At 62.6% G+C, this 19832-nt stretch carries 18 protein-coding genes and 2 pseudogenes; 11 read left to right on the top strand and 9 right to left on the bottom strand.

What is annotated here, in order from left to right:
* Positions 1 to 527: 527 nt before the first annotated feature.
* From B0G57_RS26620 to B0G57_RS26635, 4 genes are all read right to left on the bottom strand, one after another.
* The gene (locus B0G57_RS26620; protein WP_018441849.1) at positions 528 to 1766 is read right to left on the bottom strand and encodes an SLC5/6 family protein; all 1239 of its coding nucleotides are present in this window, start codon (positions 1764 to 1766) and stop codon (positions 528 to 530) included.
* The gene (locus B0G57_RS26625; RefSeq protein WP_018441848.1) at positions 1753 to 2709 is read right to left on the bottom strand and encodes a fatty acid desaturase family protein; all 957 of its coding nucleotides are present in this window, start codon (positions 2707 to 2709) and stop codon (positions 1753 to 1755) included. The genes B0G57_RS26620 and B0G57_RS26625 overlap by 14 nt, the downstream gene beginning before the upstream one ends.
* Before the next feature lie 564 nt (positions 2710 to 3273).
* Positions 3274 to 3486 carry a hypothetical protein gene (locus B0G57_RS26630; RefSeq protein ID WP_018441847.1) on the bottom strand — a complete coding sequence of 71 codons (213 nt, stop codon included), beginning with the start codon at positions 3484 to 3486 and terminating at the stop codon, positions 3274 to 3276.
* A gap of 131 nt (positions 3487 to 3617) precedes the next feature.
* The gene (locus B0G57_RS26635) at positions 3618 to 4064 is read right to left on the bottom strand and encodes a helix-turn-helix domain-containing protein (RefSeq protein WP_018441846.1); all 447 of its coding nucleotides are present in this window, start codon (positions 4062 to 4064) and stop codon (positions 3618 to 3620) included.
* A 133-nt stretch (positions 4065 to 4197) separates the two neighbouring features.
* Between B0G57_RS26635 and B0G57_RS26640 the strand changes: the two genes are divergently transcribed.
* The 11 genes and pseudogenes from B0G57_RS26640 (at position 4198) to B0G57_RS26690 (ending at position 13199) form a co-directional block, all read left to right on the top strand.
* Entirely contained in the window at positions 4198 to 4446 is a 249-nt protein-coding gene (locus B0G57_RS26640) for a helix-turn-helix domain-containing protein (protein ID WP_018441845.1), read from the top strand.
* A gap of 67 nt (positions 4447 to 4513) precedes the next feature.
* Positions 4514 to 5392: a ParA family protein gene (locus B0G57_RS26645; protein WP_018441844.1), complete on the top strand. Its 879-nt coding sequence runs from the start codon at positions 4514 to 4516 to the stop codon at positions 5390 to 5392.
* Positions 5389 to 7134, top strand: a complete 1746-nt coding sequence (locus tag B0G57_RS26650) for a ParB family protein (protein WP_018441843.1) — start codon at positions 5389 to 5391, stop codon at positions 7132 to 7134. The genes B0G57_RS26645 and B0G57_RS26650 overlap by 4 nt, the downstream gene beginning before the upstream one ends.
* Positions 7134 to 7790: a hypothetical protein gene (locus B0G57_RS26655; RefSeq protein WP_083925681.1), complete on the top strand. Its 657-nt coding sequence runs from the start codon at positions 7134 to 7136 to the stop codon at positions 7788 to 7790. Before B0G57_RS26650 ends, B0G57_RS26655 begins: the two co-directional genes overlap by 1 nt.
* Before the next feature lie 10 nt (positions 7791 to 7800).
* On the top strand, positions 7801 to 8283 hold the full coding sequence (locus tag B0G57_RS26660) for a hypothetical protein (RefSeq protein ID WP_018441840.1): 483 nt from the start codon (positions 7801 to 7803) through the stop codon (positions 8281 to 8283).
* Positions 8280 to 9848: a hypothetical protein gene (locus B0G57_RS26665; protein WP_018441839.1), complete on the top strand. Its 1569-nt coding sequence runs from the start codon at positions 8280 to 8282 to the stop codon at positions 9846 to 9848. Before B0G57_RS26660 ends, B0G57_RS26665 begins: the two co-directional genes overlap by 4 nt.
* 169 nt (positions 9849 to 10017) lie before the next feature.
* Entirely contained in the window at positions 10018 to 11088 is a 1071-nt protein-coding gene (locus tag B0G57_RS26670; RefSeq protein ID WP_018441838.1) for a PFL_4669 family integrating conjugative element protein, read from the top strand.
* Between the two features lie 79 nt (positions 11089 to 11167).
* Entirely contained in the window at positions 11168 to 11593 is a 426-nt protein-coding gene (locus B0G57_RS26675) for a hypothetical protein (protein ID WP_018441837.1), read from the top strand.
* Positions 11594 to 11728: 135 nt separating this feature from the next.
* On the top strand, positions 11729 to 12298 hold the full coding sequence (locus B0G57_RS26680; protein ID WP_018441836.1) for a single-stranded DNA-binding protein: 570 nt from the start codon (positions 11729 to 11731) through the stop codon (positions 12296 to 12298).
* A gap of 82 nt (positions 12299 to 12380) precedes the next feature.
* The gene (locus B0G57_RS26685; protein ID WP_223258728.1) at positions 12381 to 12713 is read left to right on the top strand and encodes a hypothetical protein; all 333 of its coding nucleotides are present in this window, start codon (positions 12381 to 12383) and stop codon (positions 12711 to 12713) included.
* Between the two features lie 199 nt (positions 12714 to 12912).
* Positions 12913 to 13199, top strand: a pseudogene (locus B0G57_RS26690) (HU family DNA-binding protein).
* Positions 13200 to 13249: 50 nt separating this feature from the next.
* Here B0G57_RS26690 and B0G57_RS26695 read toward each other — a convergent pair.
* From B0G57_RS26695 to B0G57_RS26715, 5 genes and pseudogenes are all read right to left on the bottom strand, one after another.
* Positions 13250 to 14480 (bottom strand): annotated as a pseudogene (locus B0G57_RS26695) (hypothetical protein).
* Entirely contained in the window at positions 14481 to 15353 is an 873-nt protein-coding gene (locus tag B0G57_RS26700; protein WP_018441832.1) for a hypothetical protein, read from the bottom strand.
* A 272-nt stretch (positions 15354 to 15625) separates the two neighbouring features.
* The gene (locus B0G57_RS26705; protein WP_018441830.1) at positions 15626 to 16882 is read right to left on the bottom strand and encodes a carbon-nitrogen hydrolase family protein; all 1257 of its coding nucleotides are present in this window, start codon (positions 16880 to 16882) and stop codon (positions 15626 to 15628) included.
* 184 nt (positions 16883 to 17066) lie between these two features.
* Positions 17067 to 17417 carry a DUF3085 domain-containing protein gene (locus B0G57_RS26710; protein ID WP_018441829.1) on the bottom strand — a complete coding sequence of 117 codons (351 nt, stop codon included), beginning with the start codon at positions 17415 to 17417 and terminating at the stop codon, positions 17067 to 17069.
* Positions 17418 to 17460: 43 nt separating this feature from the next.
* Positions 17461 to 19758 carry an SNF2-related protein gene (locus B0G57_RS26715; RefSeq protein ID WP_018441828.1) on the bottom strand — a complete coding sequence of 766 codons (2298 nt, stop codon included), beginning with the start codon at positions 19756 to 19758 and terminating at the stop codon, positions 17461 to 17463.
* Between the last annotated feature and the right edge of the window lie 74 nt (positions 19759 to 19832).

Genomic DNA, 19832 nt, shown 5'->3' on the forward strand with positions numbered 1-19832 from the left:
CCACCGTCGGCAGGTGTGTCTCGAGGTCGCCGTGTGGATCGAAAGCGTCGACACGCGCGCCAAGGCGACTATTGTTCGTGTACATCGGGTCGCGGGCAAGGGAGGGGGACTGCACGCAGCGCGCGATGAGGACAACATGGCATGGCTGCGTCGTATTTGTCACCGGACAGAGCTAGTCTATACGGTTGCCGACGGGCGTCTGCTGCTGGAGGCAGCTGGCTTTACTTGCTCGGAAGCCGGTTGGCGAATCGTCAAACAACGCCTCTATCTGAACCGATCGGTCCTCGGCACGCCAACTACACGCGAAGTTGCACTTGGCGCGGCGTTGAGCGGCGTCATCCGGGTTGATTTATCTCCGAGTTGGGCACCCGCGGATTCTCACGCACGTCGAGTACGTTCGAGCAGCCCCGGTCAGGGGGCTCGAAGGGCCAGGGTTGTCTTAGCCTTCGAACGGCTCACTGATAATTCGTGGGCGCCGTAGTATTGTCCAGCAGCTCCGGTACCGAAGATAGTACTGCGCGCGAAGGTTATGACCGGACGCGGCGGAGAAGCGGAACAAAGTGCCATCCGATCAGAACGCAAGCTGATGCGACGATCCCAGTTGGGAGCGGGAGCCAGGCGGGCAAATTGCCGACACCGCTGAGGCTCATTGCGGAAACGAGTAACGAAGATACAGCGCCTGACAGCATCATCACCGGAGCACAGCGCGGTGCTACCTGTCGCCCCGTCTCGTGAAGGACGAACAGCAACCCGATGGCCGCAACATACACGACGTTCAAGGAAATGATGGTTGACACGATCGCCTGACCGTCACTCGCAATCGCACAGCCCATTGCGATGATCAGGATGCGCGGCGCATGGCGGTGACGGCCAGCAACCGGACGGAGGCCTTCAAGTGCGCAGGCCATCGCACGCGTAACGGCTGTGCCCGAACCGAGGGCGGCAAGCAGAATAACGCCGATGCAAAATAGCCCCATCCCCCCACCAGTTTGCAGCATGATCCACGGGACCGCACTTGCTGCATCCGTCAGGCCGAACAGCCTCCCGGCGTGGAATGCTGCAACAACCGTAGCAGCCGGAAGAAACCCCGTCACCATGAGGAATACGCTCGCCAGCGCACAGCCCAGCCAGGCATCTCGCGGTCGACGTGCCGCAATGACGAACTGCTGGTAGTCGGAGCCGGTGACAACGAGAAAGCCAATCGCGGCGATGGTGACCACGGTTTCAGCCGGAGGGGCGTTGCCTATCCCGTGAACGAACGATGGCCATGCGTGGAGGTACACCGATAGTCCGTTCGACTGGATAAGCGCATGCAGGAGAGCGATGTTTGTCCCGAGCAGGCAGAACGCGAACAGCATTGCCGCCATGCCGAGTTCAACGGAGGACATGACCAGCAACGCCGCGGCAATCACAGCCAGTGCATGGGTTGCCGGCAGTCCCGCTGCGACAAGCACCGCAATACCGCCATGGATCTGGGCGGCCAGCACGCCGGACATCCAGACGAGTGAGAGAAGCGCCACGAGCTTGCGCACGGCCGGGCCATAGCACTCGCCGAATACGTCCCAGATGAGTTCGCGTCCTCGCCAGAGCGTCGGCGCGGCCAGAGCAAGCGCGAGCATGCCGAGCGCCGTGACGATCGCATACAGGCTGCCGGCCATCCCGGCATGAACGGCCATTTCGCCGGAGCCGAGCAAAAAGGCGACACCGTAGCTTGCCGAGACGAGCAACGCGGCCACATGGACTGCACCGAGGTTACGCTGCGCCATTTTCGCCTCCTGCAACGATTTCCCATTCGCGCACGACCGCCTCCGGTCCACGGAAATACGCGTGACACACCCGCGCGGACCGGGCGAAGGCCGGCAATTTCTGTAGGCTGTGCTGCGCACGAGCGAGGCGATGATAGGGAATCGACGGCATCAGGTGATGCGTCAGGTGGTATCCGTTGTTGCGCGGATGAATGACCCAGCTCCACGGGTTATGAGACGAGACGTCGCGCGTGTAATTGAAGATTCCGCCAGGCTGTCGGCCGAAGTGGTCGCACAGCTCCCGAAACGTGGTGATCGCGTGAAAGGCGGTGGCGCGCGCCAGCATCCAGACGCCCACGAACTGCTCGGCGGCATGAACGCCCCAGGCCAGCGTGACGGCGCCCAGTACAGCCGCCCACCAGCCGATGATGCTGCAGCGCTGCAACCAGGTAAGCCGTGACAGATGCAGATGTCCGAACATGGAACCCAACCACGCGGGCAGCGTGAGCAGCACCTTCAAAAACGGCTCGTACCAGCGATCGCCTGGAACCGGTCTAACAGCGATGTAGTCGGGATCGAACCGTGGATCGCCCAGCCATGCGTGATGGCGGGCATGGAGCTCACGATAGATGGCGAGGCTGTTGAGTAGCGCTGGCGCGATGCAAAGACGCGCAAGTGTGTCGTTGATGAAACTCGAGGAGGCGAGGTTGCGGTGTGCAGCATCGTGCAGCAGATTGCCAAGCGCACGCTGCCGGTTGCCGATCCAGACAACGACCGCTGGCGCCACCCACCATCCAAATCGATGCAGCATCAACATCGCGAGCGCGATGCTCGTCCAGTCAAACGCAATGTCGACGACGACGTTGAACACGTCGGGCGATGTCATGGTGTGTTGGATTGCGCTCCATTCCGGGAACGCCGAGCGGATGAGATGCTGGTCGTCTATCACGGCGCGGTGGCTCATCAATGACCTCCGAAGGCTATGAATGATCGTGCTGCCTGCCGCCGCCACGCAGAGATTAAGGCGCGGCGACCAAGGACGGCAAACGGAGGTTTGATCTTACGAAACCATCGGTCGCGTCGCGCGATGTTCTGCAAATTTGCACAGCGTTGCGTTATGGAGAGCAGTGGCGTGCACAGCGGGTCGTCGCATGTGCGCCTCGGACGTGCACGCCACGGGGAGTAACGCGTTTGATGCACCTGGGGAAAATCCGTGTAAGTCTGTTGGCAACGGGAGATGCGAGCACCCCGCGCGGCGCCCGAAAGCCGGTACGACGCGAATATGCTGTACGTGTCAGAGATTACTTTTCTGAGGAGGCGAGCTGACGACAGGGCTCGGGCGACGAACGAAAGACGAGCAGCGATGCGTTAGCGTGCAGCCCCGGTATGCGTTGGTCTCGCGCCTATCGACAAGAACGCAACGTCAGCACACTCTGGACTGGGCGAGCAGCCCATATATCGCGTAGAGCGCGACCGGATGAGCTGATACGCAACGCATTCCAGGCAGATGGAAGCACGGTGCGAACCTTCATGGTGGTCCGTCGTCATCGGGCGGTTGCATCGTGATGCTGATCTGCAGCCGGTGGCGCGCATTTGGCGTAATGTCGAGTTCGATGCGAATCGGCGTATCGCGCGAGGGAGACGCAACATGGTCACGCACGCTACGTTCGCGTAGCACCTCTTCCTCGATCTCCCTGCCTAGCTGTTCCAGTTCTTCACGTAGGTCGTCCAGACGCGCCATCACGGACCTCCTCGATGGATGCTGCGCTTTTTGCCCGCGTCGAATTCGCCGGGCAAATGCGGAAAGCCCGAAGCTTAGCGCCGGGCCGCCGGTTGTTGCGCGCTGTTCAACGTTTTTGCCGGTTGTCGATTTCAGCGAAACGTCCGTGTCAGGCGTCCGATCCGCGAGTCTTTCAGGATGTCGTCGGCGCTGTCGCCCAGGAGTTGGCATTGCTCGTAGAGCAGGCCAACGAGCCGTGCCTTCTTCTTCGCATCGAGGGGTACCGGGAGGCGTTGCTCGATTCGCTCAACCGCCATCAGCACGTTGTCGAGCGTTTTCTGATCGAGCCGGTACCGCACATCGCGATCAAAGATCATGTTGCCGTCGCCTGTCAGCAGCCACACAGGGTCGACGGCAAACTGCTCGTACAGGCTGCGCAGCAGTTCGACGGGAATCGCACGCTCGCCACGTTCGTAGTTCGCGTAGGCGCGCAGCGACAGTCCGAGCTGACGCGCCATCTTGTCCTGGGACAGCTCGAGATGCTCGCGCACCTGCGCAACGCGCTGCTGGTAGTTCCCGTGATCGGTGGTGCTTGACATGTCCGTCTCACATTCCTAGAGTGATTTTGTACCTTGATTATAGGAACGTTCGAGTAATGGACAAGACTAGACGTGCCTGGATAAAAGGAGCGGGCACTGGACCCGTAAAGCTTGTTCTGTTCTCGGAGGCCGCGTGACGAGTAGACGGTTTTACACGCTGGAAGAAATCGCGCGCGAGCTGCATATCGCGCCTGCGACCGCGCGTAACCGCTTGACGCTCGGGTTGCCGATGCCGCCGTCGATACGCGTGGGTCGCCGCCGTCTCTTTCCCGTGGACGAGTATGAAAAGTGGATTGCTTCGCAATTGACGCGCTCTGGTAGTAGCGACGCCGCCGGCGACGGCGACAGTTGTCAACACGGCCAGTCTCACGAACCGACGTAGTTCAGCCATTTTTATTTCTGCAACTAACTTTCATTTCAAGCGATGACGCTGTACTGGATATCCGACCGTGCCGGCTGTTATCTCCTTCGTCTCCACCAAAGGCGGCGTCGGTAAGACGACCGTCGCCGCCAACCTTGGCGGCCTGCTCGCAGCCTTCGGCCTGAAGGTCCTAGCGATCGATGCAGATGTCCAGCCGAGTCTAAGCAAGTTCTTTCCCGTCCATTACCGTTCACCGCGCGGTCTGAGCGCTGTCGTAACCTCTGGCGGCAAGCCGTGCGCGGACTGTATAAGCCGGACGATTTTCTCGAATCTCGATCTCATCTATTCCGACACACCGGATGCGGAGCTGCAGGCGTGGCTCAACCGCCGCGAGGACCGGCTCATGATTCTGCGTCGGGCGATGCGAAGCCCGCTGATGGAAGCGTATGACGTCGTGTTGATCGATACGCAGGGCGCGGTGGGCGAGCTACAGAAGTCTGCGGCAATGGCCGCGGACATCATGGTGTCGCCCGTGAAGCCCGATTCGTTGAGCGCCGCCGAGTTCGCTACGGGGACGATCGCGATGCTCGACGATCTGAACCGGCTGGCCGATTTCGGCGAACTGTTCCGCTCGGGTGATCTGCTCGCGCTGATCAATGCACATGAGCGCACGACCAACGCGAGGGCCCTCGCGGCTGTCCTTCGACAGCGGTTCTCTGATCATCCGAAAGTCAGGGTGCTCGACACGGTTATCCCGTCGGCCGCAGCTTATGCCGCAGCCGCAACAGCACGCGTTCCTGTTCACGATTTCGATCGTCGTCGGAGTTTCGGGAACTCGGCTTGGAACGTCATGCACCGTCTCGCGTGGGAGCTATTCCCATCGCAGGCGAATGTCTATGCGGGTTCACGTGCACATATGATCGACTGCCCACTGACCGCTGACAGCGCGCACGGGGCGATCGCATGAGCACATCAGGGCAAGCGACCAACGAGGCGCGGGAACTCCTTGCCGCACGGCGCCTCGACGTGCTGTCGCCCGGGCCGCAATCGCCCGAGCCGCAGTTCGCGTCGGTGATCCGCCTCAAGATAACTGACGTGATGGTCTACGAGCGCAATCCGCGGCGCGCGTCGCACGAGCGCATCGCCGAACTGAAGGAATCCATTCGCACGAATGGTATCGAACAGATCGTGACCGTCACGCGCCGTCCTGGCGAGACGCGTTATCTGGTGGCGAAGGGCGGCAACTCGCGTGTGACGGCAGCGACGGCTCTCTACGACGAAACACGCGACGAACGCTTTCTTCACTACGACTTCGTCTATGTGCCGTGGCCCGGCGAGGCAAAGCTTTTGGCAGCACACCTGCGAGAGAACGATCAGCGCGCGGACCTGTGCTTTTGGGACAAGGCTAACGGATATCTTGCGCTGAAGGCCGACCTCGAAGCCGAACGTGGGGCAACACTGTCGCTGCGCGAGTTCTCGCGACTGCTGGAACAGGAGGGCGCTTCGGTGAGCCATGTGCTGCTCTCGCTGTTCCAGTTCGCGGTTGACCGTCTGTCGGCGCTTGGACCAGCCACGTTGCACCTGAGCCGGCGTGCCCTGGTGGATGCGATCCAGCCGGGTATGGGCGCGATGCTGCGGCTGGCCAAGCGGTTGGGTCTGGACGATCGCTGGGTGCAGGAGCGCGTGATCGACCCGGAACTGGTCCGGATTGCGATGGCGTGCAGCTCCGATCGAATCGTGGAAGCGGCCGGCGCGCCGGAGCAGCGGACGCCGTTTGATGCCGTGCAGTTGGTGAGTGCCTGGCGCCGACGCTTTGCAGGCGAGCTTGGCGTCGGTGGCGACGCGCTCGACCAGATGTGTCATCTGCTTGAGCACATGCCCAATGTCTCTGGAGATGACCTGCGTGAGGTAGGTCGTCTGCCGGTGCAAACGAGCAATTCACCATCTGCCGCATCGGTTGTAAAGCAAAACGATCCACGGACCACGCAGGGCGGATCGGGGAGGCATATCGACGATCAGATGAAGTTGCCGGACAGTCGCGGCACGCCTGCCGCGCCTTCGGATGCCGCCGAGCAGCGGCCAGCCGGGTCCACCAGCGAGCCATACGGGCGCCACAGTGAGTCGCATGGGGAATCAACGCAGGTCGCTGATGCCGGTCAGCGGATGTCGCAGGCTGCGTCCGGTACTGGTGAGGCTAACGACGACGAGCTCTTTCGAGAAACCGTGCTCGCCTTCGCACGAACCTGTGGTCTCGACGGCTGCATACGCGACGCGCCAAGCCTGCCGTATGGGTTCATGGTCGAGCCACCACCCCCAAGCAAATTGCATTTTTCGCTCGACACCGAGGCGCAGGGTGACGAAGGCGCACTGAACCGGTATCTCGGTTGGTGGTGGCTCGTCAGCCTTTCAAGGCAAAACACAGCATCAGGCCTCGAGCGCGTGCCCCGCGACAGTCTCTATGCGCAGATAGCTCGCGACGAAGACTCGTGGAACCGCGCTTGTGACACTAGCATCGGCGAGCCGCTGCTTGCGGACCGTATGGACGTGATGTTCGATGTAATGCTCAATCCGGATCGCCCGATCGGTCAATGGTGGTCTGAGTTGATCCGCGTTGCACGCGCTTTCCGCGCAGCGCACCCTGATCGCTTCGCGTCGCCGCGCTGGCCAGAACTAGCTGCTGACGAGCGACTTCAGCGGGGAGGGCCCTGATGGATAAGGCTCTCCTACCTGTTGAAAGCGCGGCGCTGGAGCATGTCGTGCTCCTGGAGCTGATCGCCTATTCGCGCCTCCAGGTTCAGCGCGGGGATCCGCGTAATGAGGATCACAAAGTTTCATGTGAAACGAATTCGTGCCAGAAGTCGCTCGTCTTCCCGTTACCAGATTCCCCGCCGGACGTGATACGGCGCGTGCTGGGCGACAGCCGTGCGCCGGCACTCACACGCGATCTGCTCGCCTCTGGCGCGTTGCGCGTCTTTGTCGACATCGGCGCGCTGCAGCGCCGATGTGAGCTGATCGAGCGGCAGTGGCGAGACGAATTCCTGCTTCGTGCCTTTGTCGAGAGGCAGGCCAGCCTCCCGATGGTCCGTGCGTTTTTCCGCACGGCTACGCGCGCGGCCATTGTCCGCTTGCGAAGCGAACTGGGTGTGGCCGCACCTACCAAACCCCGCGCGCTGCCGCCGTCCGAACTCAATGCGTTGTTTGATGCGTGGGCGCAACTGCTGACCATCGACGATCTTCGCGAACGATATCTGGCTCTGCACGCGCATTGTCAGGCGCAATGGTCACTTGCCACGCTTTTCGCCGCGCTTCAACCGGAGACCAGGAAGTCCCGGGGGGCGTGCCGCCCTGCGAATTCCTTTTCATAGGAGCTTCTCCATGTACGACATGCGACTTGATCCGGAAGGCAACCTGCTGCCGGGAAAGACTTGGTCCGATTCACCGGGACTGCCGCCCGCCGAATCAGAGTTCATCCTCTCGATGCTTGACATGCCCGTCACGATCGACCGGTGCTTCATTGAAATCTGCGGCGATCTGGCCGCCGCCGCGATGCTGACGGAACTGTCGACGATCGAGAGCGAGACGGGGCGCAGGGATGCCTGGCTGCCGGTGGCACCCGACGAGTTCGGACGCAGACTCGCGCTGTCGAACCGGCAGCAGCGGGCCGCACGGCGCCTGCTTCGCGCGAAGGGCGTGGTGGCGCACCGCTCTCGAAAGACGGTGAAGACACCGCCTATTGATGAGTTCCGCATCCTGTGGCCGGTGGTGATGACGCTCATGCGTCAGAAGGCCGAGGAGCGCACGGCCCACATCGTCTGGCCACCGCAGCGTCTGCAACAGCCGGAGCAGGTGCTGCCATGATGCCCGGAAGCCATCCCTATATCGTTGAGTTCGAGGCAATGTGGGTCATGCTGAGACCCTACCGGCCCATCGCCTTCGGGACGCGTCTTGCCCGCATCACGGGTCATCCGAAGGACGCGATGCTGCTTTCGCAGCTTGTCTACTGGACGCGGCGTGGCCGCGACGTGGAGGCCAACGGTGGGTGGGTCCATAAGACGCGTGACCACTGGTTTCTCGAGACCGGACTCTCACGCGAGGAGCAGGAGAATGCGCGGCGCCGCTTGCGGAACAGAAAGCTGCTGATGGAGTGGCGCGGTGGTCAGCCGGCGCGTTTGCATTACCGCCTGGAGGTGGAGGCAATATCCGATGCGGTACGGTCGAATTGCCGGCTGGTCGGTACGCTGCCCTGGTCGATCGAGGCGATACGCTCGGACGAGCATGCGATGCAGGAAATGCTCGGGCCGACTGTGGCGTACCGGCGCATTTTCGTCGATCTTGTCGGCAACGTGAACGCCGCGCTATTGCTCTCGCGCATGGTCCAACTGCAGCGCCGTGAGGCTGACCGGCAATGTACCTGGTTCACGCTCACAGCCACCGAGTGGCAGCGCACGCTGGGCCTGAACCGACGCCAACTGGAAAACGCCAGGGCACGGCTGGTGCGCCAGGGCTTGATCCGCGAGCTCGTGCGTCACCGCACCGGCAGGCGCGTGTTCACCCAGATCAATGCGGCGGAACTGAAGAGTCAGCTCGAACGTCTGGTATCTGGCGGTGACATGCGGCAGCGACTCGCGACGCGCAAGAGTCTGCTCGCGCAGTGTCTGCATGCTGAACACGAACGGCCTGCAACAGCGGTGCCGCAGGCTGTTACCTCGGGTAACAGTGCCGATATCGGCGTGCCATCGTTCGCAACCCGGCATCTGCGGCTTCCATGCGAGGACAGCGAAGCGCGGCCAAAGTCGCCAACCGGAAGTCGCCGGCTGGACACCATGCCTTCCGCCGCCGTCCTACCATTGGCGGGTTTGATCCACTACCGATGGCGACAAACGTGCTTTCCGGACGCGCGCGTATACAGGACGATTACATACCGGACTACGACAACCACCGGTCTTGCGCATTCATCACGCAGCGGCATCAAGGTAGTGGTGGGCATCGATCTGAATTCGTCTAACCTAGCCGACGCGGAGCGCGCCGGCCCGCTCGTCTGGCCAGCCGTGGTCGCGGAGAGCGAACGGGAGCTGATCGCGTCGCACCTCGCGCGTATCCCCGGCGCAGACCGCCAACTGCTGCTCGACGAGATGGCCGCGAGCCACCGGCACCAACCCGTCCAACTGCCGGTGGCGTACATCGCAAGTCTCGTGCGGCGCTATGTTGCAGGCGAGTTTGCGCCCACGAGGGCGCATCTGGAACGGGCTGTGCGAGAGCGGGCCGCTCGTATGCAGCTTGCCGAAGCAACCGCGATGTCGGCGCGCCGCAACGGCGATGTCGAATCGCCGGTTTCAACGCGCGAAGCCGCACGCTCGCATCTGGCGACAATCCGCGGCGTGTTGCGCGCTCGGTCGGCACGGCCCGCGGCTTGCCATGCGTGATCGGCGCCATTGCCTCTGCGCGGTCGTGAGCGTGATACGGCCACCCATGGCTGTTACCCCGGGTAACAGCAATCGCCTATGTCGAGGTGTGCAGCGACGTGTTATCCGGGGTAACACGGCTGCGGTCACCATCTTCCCTGGCTGAAACTCTGTTTCAAGGAGCCCTTTCATGGATATGTCGTCTGCCGATAGTCACCATGCTGATCCATCCATCGATGCGTTCTCGCGCTCCGATTCGTCGCCCTTTGCCGACGGCTATGACCTCGACGCGGAGCGGACGGTCCTCGCGCATTTGATCGCTGAGGACGATCCGGATCCCGCTGATCCGCTGTTCGGCCGCTATCAGCTCTTTCTCGAGCGCGAGGAAGCGTTCGATCACATGCAGCAAGCGCACACTCTGCGACAGGGGAGTGATCCGCTGGTGCGGCCGCACGAGGCGCAGGCAATCGGCCGCATCGGGCAGCTTGGCAGTGACGGTGCCGACCGCATGCGGCTGCATACTCGTGACGCGATGCGCCTGTTTCTCGGGCGCTCGGTCGCGCCTGGCGAACAGGGGCACGCGATGGCGGGCGGTCGGCGCGTCGCCGCTGCGCTGCGCGCCTTGTGGTCACTGTCGGGCAACGATAACCCCTACGCCGACTGGAAGCTTGTCGAGATCGCCGAACGCATCGCCGGTATCCGGCGTGCCAACGAGCTGGAGCAACAGCATGCCCGCCAGTTGCTCGACGCCGCGCGTGAAAAAGGCCTCGAATATTCTGTGCTGCAATCCCGTGAGCCGGCGCAGGTGTCGCTCGGTTTTGGTTCGCCTTACGGCTACATGATCGTCATGCTGCTGGTCGAACTCGACTACCTGGTGCGCCTCGTCCGTTCCACGGTACTGCGCGACTTGATGTCGTCGACCGAAGGTTTCCGCCGCATCGGAGCGGCGAAGCATCGATGCCTGTCCGTGTTCCACTTCGCGGTGCACTGCCAGAGGGTGCTCACGCGCGCAGAACTGCTGCCGCTTTCGCGCGTCGACTTCCTGCCGAACGCGGATGCTGCCGCAGTGAAGCGGGTCGAGGCGACGCGGGCGCTGCTCGGCGTTCTGCCGCGCGATGTGTTCATCGGCGAACGCGAACCACGTCACAGCCGGCGGCGCGTGAGCCGCCTGTCGGACGTGGAACTGCGGTTGCTCGACAGTGTGCCGCTGTCCGGGGACGATGCGACTGCGGCCACTGCGGCCGACGCCCTGGTGCAATGACGCGAGGATTGCCGCAATGACGGATCGCACTTCGGATCTGGATCGACGTAGAAAGGCCTTTAAGGGTAAGGGAGCGGGTGTGGATCAACCCGCGACGGCGCTGCCCATAGCGCGGGTCGCGGGCCCGGCCGGATTTCGCGTGCTGCTGCGCTCGTACGAACACTGGCTCGACGAGACGGTGAACGAGATGCAGACTCTGGCACTGGAGACCGCGACCGCGGGGCTCGATGTATCGCTGCGCTGCGTGCGCATTGCGCTGGCGAGCGGCGCGACGCGCCATCGGCTCGACTGGTTCGTTCGCGGCGAGCCGCATGCGGTCGCGTGGGCGCGCGTGAAGGTCTGTTTCAACCGCATTCCGGCGCCGCTGCGCCCGTACCTGCAGCAGTGCAATGCGCGCGCGAAAGAGCTCAACGCACTGGAGTCGGTTTTCCGTTATGCGACGAGCCAGCTCACGATGTATCTGGAACACGGCACAGTCAAGGTTCGGAGGACCAGCGACGCATGAGTCAAGTGCAGGGTCCTATGGCGTTGAGCCCGTTGGGGTTCACTAGGCTGAGGCAGAGCGGGGCCATTCAAAATCAAAGACAGTGGACAGCGCGCTCGATTCACAGGGGCAATCCCTCGATGAATGGAGTCCACCATGGGCATTTACGCAGAACTGGTCGGCAACGTGCTGGCGTCGCCGACGATGAAACAGGTCAATACTGCCAGCGGCGCGCGCCGCATTGTCGAGTTGCGCGTCATGTCCGCCAGTTACCGGCGGCTCGACGACGGTTCACTGGAGCAGCGTGACGGACGAACGTTTCCGGTCGACGTGACGATCTGGAACGAGCGCCTGACCGAGCGCGTCCTGCAGCACATCCGCACCGGCGCGAGCGTGGTCGTGCGGGGCGACTTCTACGTCAGTCCGTGGATCAACCGCGACAACGAGCCCGACGCCGGCGCCCATATCGACGCAGAGTCCATTTCCCTGAACCTCGTGCGTATCGACCAGGTGGTGTACCGCCCACGCCAGATGCGTGAGTCCGATGCACCTGCGCAGAACGAAGGTGCGAGCGAGCCAGCCGGTCCGCCCGATGGCGAAGCGGAGGAATCCACGTCGGGCGACGAACCCGGCGCGCCGCCGGATCACGCGGGCTCCGATGCGGCTACATCTGGTCAGCCTGCAGGCCGGCGTTCGCGTCGCGCGGCGCGAGCCACGGCCGAGTAGCTTGCACCTTCGTCGATGTCATGCGCGAGCGATCGTTCGCCGTGCATGACTTCCACGCTGGATTATGGCGGAGGACACGGAGATGATGGACGTCGGCTCTCCGGCCATGCCGGACATTGAGGAACTGCGGATGTTGCGGGCGCTGGTGTACGAGGGCGCAGCGCTAGCGCGCCACGGGCGGTACGTTGCGCGGTTTCATCGATGGATCGTTGAGGTCTCGCGCGAGGGCCGATGCAGCGCAGCTTACTTCGCGCCGATCACAGTCGAGATCCGCTACCGCCATGGCGAATTACTGGAGCGCACTTATCTCGTAGTTGACGATGTGTGGACCGCGAGACAGAGGGATGAGGGTGCTCGTGTCATCGCCGGATCGATGTCTTTCGCGCAGGAGATGGCCGAGCGATTGCCACGTTGAGGCAGACGGCCGTAACCGTCCGTATGCGACGCTGCGGTTATCCGGCGCCATTTCGAGTCCGTCGAATCTGCGAGAGAGGGCTTGTGCGGTCAGCTGTCTTCGCGGTACGGTACGCGGATTGGTTTGCTGTAGCGGCCGTCCGCGTAGCTGACCAGGCAATGTCGGGCCATCTTATTTTGCGTTGACAGAAGGAGAATTCATGAACAAGCAGGAATTGATTGATGCCGTCGCGGCTGCGACCGGGTTCGAGCAAGGCCATCGCGGGCGAGGCCATCGATGCTGTGATCGGCGCGATCACGGCGGCGGTGGTCAAGGGTGATACGGTGCAACTAATCGGATTTGGCTCGTTCAGTCAGGGCAAGCGTGCGGCGCGCAACGGGCCGCAATCCGGCGACCGGTGAGGAGATCAGCATCGCCGCAGCGAAAACGGTGAAGTTCACCGCTGGCAAGGGGTTCAAGGACGCGGTCAACGGCGGCGCGCGGTAGGAGAGTAAACCGATAACGGGTTACCTGGGCGGCGTTTGTTTCGCGTACTGCTACCGGATATACGGCGCGAGCACCTTGCCGACGAAAGCGGAGGCTGCACTCGCCCCGAACTGTTCCCGAAGTCGCGCGTTGAGTGCATCGCGGGAAGCGCCGTTCACGCAGACCGCATCGGTGAGCGTCGCATAGGCATCGAGCACATCTGCCGACGTAATCTCGTATCCGGCACCGGCGTCGATCCAGCGCAGTGCGGCCATGCCGCAGGTCATCGCGAACGCTGGCTGCCGCTGCGCGAACTCGCGTGCTGCCCGTATCAGGGTGCGCGGATCAGTCGGGCTCGTTTGGACGAGCGACGTTGCGAGATCGAACAGACCCGCATCTTTCACGGCCGCAAACCATTTGCCTTCCGAACTGGGCTCGCTTTCGATCAGATCCTGCAGGATCGCCGCCTGCGATCGCCCGGGATACTTCCTCGCGATCGCACGGAAGGTCGCGAGGTACGTCCCTGAGCGGTTAGCTGCGATGGCATATCGCTGGTAGGCGTCGTCCGTCATGCCGCTGGCGAGCAGGATCGTTTCGCAGGCGAGGGCGATCGCGCTTTCCGGCGCATGGGCGTTACGCGACTGCTCGGCGTAACGCAGCGCCTCTGCGGGCCGGCCGAGCGCCACCAGCGCTTTTACGCCCCATTGTCGGTAACCCCACCATGTTATGCGCGCGGAATCGACCAGCGCGAGCAGTTCGTCGAATCGTTGCGCGACGTAAAGCGCATTCATGCACGCGGTAGTCCCGACAAAAAATCCACCCTGTCCGTTGGAGCCGATCACATGAGCAGTGATGGGCAGCAACCTGTCCGCCCATGCGGATGCCATATCCCGCGTCACGGCAAGTTCTCCCCACACATCGGCGAGGCGTTCGATATACGGCATCTGGGTCTTCCTGCAACGCCTCAAAGAGACGTTCCAGCCACGCCTGTCTGATTGTGGAATCAACTTTGGCCGCAGCAATCAGGGGAGCCAGTGCATCGATGGCCCGATTGACCGCGGTGCCGATCGCGCCGGACGAACTGTCGACCTGTTCCAGGGCGGGAGACAGTTTTTCGAGCAGGAGTACGGCACCTTCGGCGGCAAGGATGGCGTCGGAGCGCGCGACCAGTCGGATCTCGGCGACCGCTTCCTTCACGCGCTGGATCGGCAACGCGGATTTCCAGCCGAATGCCTGACGCCGAAAACGGGCGGCGAAGGTCCATCGATGTGAGCTTGTGTGTGACATCCCGGTTTTCAACATTCAGCGCGTTTTCATGTAGAGCCGGTAGAGGGGATCGTGAAGGTCGCGCAGATCGCGGCGGCTCTCCATCAGTTCGTGGTGACGGCCCTCGCGCTCGAGCGCGAGTAGCCGAAGCACCAGCCTTGCCGCGCGTTCGGGCTCGGTATCACGGCAAGGTTGCGCCTGCTTCAGCAGTGGGGCGAGGCCGGTTTTCTGAATCAGTACCCAGGCGGGAAACCACGCGAGGTCGGCGACATCGCCGCTTCCATCAAAGGACGCATCGAATGCCCGGCGCAATGTATCCAGCGAGCTGTCCTCGAGACGCCGGAGCAGGCCATCGAAACGAATGGGCGCAAGCCATGCGAGTTCGGCCAGAAGGGACCAGGCGGCCTCGAGACCATCGAGCCGGTATCGGCATTCGGCCATCCACATCAGCGGTGCGGGAATACGTCGCCAGGATTCGATGCGCGTGACGGCGGTTTCAGCGGCTTTCCATTCGCCCGTATGCAGGTAGAACGCGGCGCAGTGTGCATCGGGGTGGGCCGCACGGAACGCCAGACCCGCGGCGCGCTGCGCGAGTTCGTTCCAGAACGGCGCAAGCCATGCGATGGCGGCCCGTTCGCCCATCAGTTGGTTCGCCGAGGGCCGGACGCGGGCCAGTAGCGTCTCCCGCGCGGCAAGCGCGGCGTCATGGTTCGCAAAGGGCGCGCTGCAGCGTGCTTCGAGGGTGGTTACGAGCGTGTCGAGCGCCATGAGCGCCGCATCGTCCGGATATTCATGCCCGAGGATCTGCAGCGCGCGGCGGGCGCCGGAGGCATCGTGGTGTTGTAATGCCGACAGGACATCGTTGCGCAGCATCACATCACGGCTGTCGTCAAAAATATCGAGTTGCATGGGTCGGACTCAGAAGAGCTGGTCGCCAGGACTCACAAGGTTATGCCACTTCACTACGCTCCTCAACGGGCGTCCATCTTCAAGGATGGATTCGATAACGGCGCGCTGGCCGCTCGCCTCGGCAACCACGCGCACCATCCTGTCCCCGTAGCGCATCAGCGCACCGATCGGTGGGCAAACGAGGCGCTTTCGTCTTCGATTAGTTTTCAGCATCAGGACAGCGGGAGCGGGAACGTGGCGGATTATCCCACGCCTGCTCGCGCCAACAGCGGCTACCGGTTCACCGCACGCAGCAATGGCACACCGGACAGGCGGGCGATTGCAGCGATACCCTGGCGCTGGATGTGTGCGAGCGCGAGGTCGGAATCGAACCAGCTGTTGGACAGGCTGACGAGCACATCGGGCGATTGCAGCAGGATGCGCCAGTGCGGCCACCACAGTAGGTCTTCATAGCAAATCGAGAAGGCCACGCTCTCGCCTGCGACCATGACGTATGGCTGGGTGAGACTCCCACGGATCGCGCTGACCGCCGCACCGGGTCGCCACAGCGCCGCCGGCACCGGCTGGCGACTATCCAGGCGGCCGTGGTCCGCGCCGACGACAACCGCGCTGTCGGTGTAGCGGAACGGCGTGCCGGACGCGGTCAGGTCCACGCCGACGATCAATGTGCGCTTCGCTGCGGCAAATGCCTGGATATCGTCACGCCACCAGTAGCCCATCGCCGGGCGCCACAGCCCCACGATTTCTTCCGGAAGGACAACAACGGTGGCGCCTTCGCTGAACGCACGCTGTGCGATGGCCCGGACCTGTTGTGTGCGGGCATAGAGCGACGCATAGCTGGACTGATCGAACCGGCCGAGGCGTGTGTCGAGTGCGGTCCACCGGGACGGTACCACTGGCACGCTCGCCACACTGCGCGCGATGACGGAGAGCATCAGCAGCAGCGTTGCAAACTGGCGCGCGAAGCGAGCGCGTGAGACTGAAGCCGCGCACGCGGTGGCCGTTATGCCGAGCACCAAGCCCGGAGCCTTCCAACCTGGGAACAGGGCGCTGGCGACATATGCCGGCGATAACCAGCCAATGATTCCGAGTGGTGGTACCGTCACGAGCATCGTCGCGATGGCAGCGCACAAGGCGTGGCGTGCGGCGCTCGCGTTCGATTTGGGCTTGAGCATGGCCCAAGGTGTCGCGAGCACGCACGCCTGCGCGATCCAGAGCGCGACGCCGAGCACAAGCGCTTCAGGTCGCGTTAGCTCGCCATAGCCGGAAAAGAAGCGCATGCTCACGGCGGGAATATCCCGTGCGCCAGCGAGGTAATAGCCCATCCAGACCGCGAATGCCGCAGCGCGTCCTCGCATGCGCGACCATGCGGCCGGCAGGAGCAGCAGGAGCGCCTGCCAGTGTCCCGGGTACCATGCGGCCAGCGCCGCGAGCGCGCCGGCGGCGGTCGAAACCACGCACGCGGGCGCGTATGGGGCGGGCTGGCCGGTTATGTGCGCGGGCGAAAGAAGTGGCGGCAGCGAAAACATGGGGTTCACGGGAAGACAGAAGCGTACCGGTCGATGCTGACCGGTCTTTCCCCAGTGAAGCGCGCGCTGCACTGCCGAGGATAGGACAGGTTTTGCTCGCGCGCTACCGTCAATGTAAAAAGCGCCTGGTCCCGGAAGGGATCAGGCGCATCATATTGAAAGGGAGTGGAAAGGAGGGAGACCTTCAGGACTGCGACGCGACCGCGTCGATGTAGAGATAACCGGCGTCGGCCCCGATCCGGAGATCGAAGCCTTCGTCGATTACGCGGTCAAAGACCGCATCGTTGGGGTCAAGCCGTTCAACGAAATCATCGCCACCGAATTCTGTCCGGGCGCGCTCCCACCAGTCGTCGAATGGTACCGTATCGGGATTGCATTCGACGGCCCACGCGATGATGCTGCGTCGGCCGTTTTTCATTTCGCCTTTCTCCGAGAGCATGTAGACGCCGTGATCCTTGACCAGCACGATTCGACATTGCTGTGTCCGGGCTTCGCAGATCACGGGGCGCAGATCTGCTGCAACGAAGTGGATCATGATGAATTCCTCCGTGAGGGATCGTTAGGAGATGAAGTTCCGGCTATTCCTGGCTCACGAGTTGCCGCGCGAGCGCAACTTCGATGCTTTCTCCGCCCTGATTGAGGATGTCGAGACCGGACTCGGGCATGTCGCCGGAGGTGGACTGCGAGACGGCGATTTTCTGCGCCATGAGCTTCAGACACCGCATTTGTGCGGTGCCCTCATAGCCAAGAAACCGGACCGTGACGTCGAGCGTTTGGCCGATTCGCCAGCTGCGGCGTGCGGCTTGTTGCAGGGTATAGACGTTGTAGCCCGACTGGAGAAAGGCGATGGTCGGAAACTCGAGCAAATCGAGCCCAGTCTTGACCAGCTCCGGGTTCGTGATGATGACTTCGGCACCACGTTCAAGTTGATCGGCGACCCAGTCCTCACGCTTTTCGGCAGGCACACTGGCACGAAGAACCGATGCCCTGACACCGACCGCATCGAAAAGGTTCTTCAATCGCACGGACGTATCGCGCGTTCCCGTGTAGGTCGTATAAACCAGCATACGCCGGCGGTTTAACAGTTCGCCGCGAACGAGTCGCAGCAGCGCTTCTTCCTTGGGGCCGGGTTGATCGTCGCGCAGTAATGCAGGCACGCTGGCTAGAATCCGCTTGGTGCGAGGATGACGCACGACTTCAGGACGGAAACAGCATTCCGGCCACGCGAGCAGTGCATTAAGCACCACGCCGAGCAGACTTTTGTCGCCGCAGCGTAACGCCGCGCGCAGTTCCGATGTGAGCGTCGATTCGAGCGTGCGATAGGATGCCGTCATTTCTTCAGTCAGTGGGACCGGAAGGAGAGACTCGTCATAGGGCGGCAGGACGTTCTGGCCGATCTGCGAGAGCTTCAGAAAGGCCGTATACGGCACGACGTACCGCATGATGCCCTTGGGACCGAAGCCCGGACCCTTCACGGTCGAGACGCTCTTGCGATCACCCTTCGCCGTGCGGTGCGAGCCTTCGTCGACCTGCTTGTGGATATCGATAAGCACGCCGTGCTCGCGCATGAACGCCATTGTTGCGGCTGCCATCGAGCCGTTCCTGTTGTAGTTGAACCCGTCTTCGATCAGCATGGCCGGATTGAGGCGATAGAGCAGGTGATAGAGGTCGTCGGCGTAGCCGCCCATCAACGTCCCCGTGAGCAGCAACGTTTTCGACGCCTTCCGAGCGAGTACGCCCATTGCCTGGCCCTGGGCGGAGTTTTCATTCTTGTATTCATGGCCTTCGTCGGCGATCAGCAGACCGAAGTAGCCTTGTGGCAGATACCGTTTAACGAACTCTGAGGCTTGATAACCGCCTTGTCCGAACGAGATTTCCGTGTGGGCGAGCGCGCGTTCCATGCGCTTCGCCTGCCGATCCGAGAACACGAGTTCGCCGCTGTCGTCCATCAGGTTGATGAACTCGTATAAGTTGTCCTGCAGCATGTCCGCGAGCATCGATTCGCCAAAGCGGGAGAGCAGGCGTTCGGCGGTTTTCCCGCCGACGGTTGGCATCTGTAGCAGCGCTCCCTTCACGAGCTCGCGCATCGACCGCGTGCCCTTGCCTTTCGGTGCCAGCGTCCACAGTCGTTCGCCACAACTGCACGCGCGACGCTTCTCGTTGAGAGCGGGCCGAGCCTGGGTAGGTGTCAGCGGATTGCCGTCTTCATCGCACACGAACTCGCCACAGGCAGGGCAGCAGGCAAACACGCGCGTGATTGCGTCAGTCCCCATATCGAGCGTTGCGACGCGGCGAGCGAAGGCAGGCTTCCAGTCGAACCCCATGCGCATGCGCACGCGGCCGAGAATGAAAAACTCGGGCACCGCTGGCCGCGAACGCATAACACGGAGTTGGAGGAGCTTGCGCAGTGTGTCCGGGCCATTGAGGATCCAGACACGCGCACCCGACACCGTGCTTTTGATTTCACGTCGCCACTTGTAGACAAGATGCGGCGGTGCGATGACGAGCGTGCGCGGATAGCCACAATGATGGAGCAGCACGGCCACGCCGATGCCCATCAGCGTCTTGCCGGTACCCATTTCGGCATTAATGACACCGCCCGGTGCGTGTTGCGTCAAGAGTGTCGTGATCGCGTGAATGACCTCCCGTTGCGCCGGGAACGGTTGTCGCGACAGTTCGTCGAGCAGTGCATCCCATCGTGAAGGGCGCTGCCCGTCATAGATCGACGGGTTTTGTTGGCGGACGGCGTCGAGTAGGCCGGCGCCAAAGTTCGAGATGAAGTCCGGCAGGGCGATCACGTCGCCGGCATTGTCGTCGGCTGTGATGTCGTCGCGTGCGGCATCGCCGTCGACGACGGCGGATTGCAGATCTTCCATGATGTGTCTCCAGAAGCGCGGGCCACGCGGCCCCGGGACGGGGCGCAGGTCCCGCCGGTGGGGAAAATTGAAGG

This window comes from Trinickia symbiotica, from assembly GCF_002934455.1.
In the GTDB taxonomy this organism is placed as follows: Bacteria; Pseudomonadota; Gammaproteobacteria; order Burkholderiales; family Burkholderiaceae; genus Trinickia; species Trinickia symbiotica.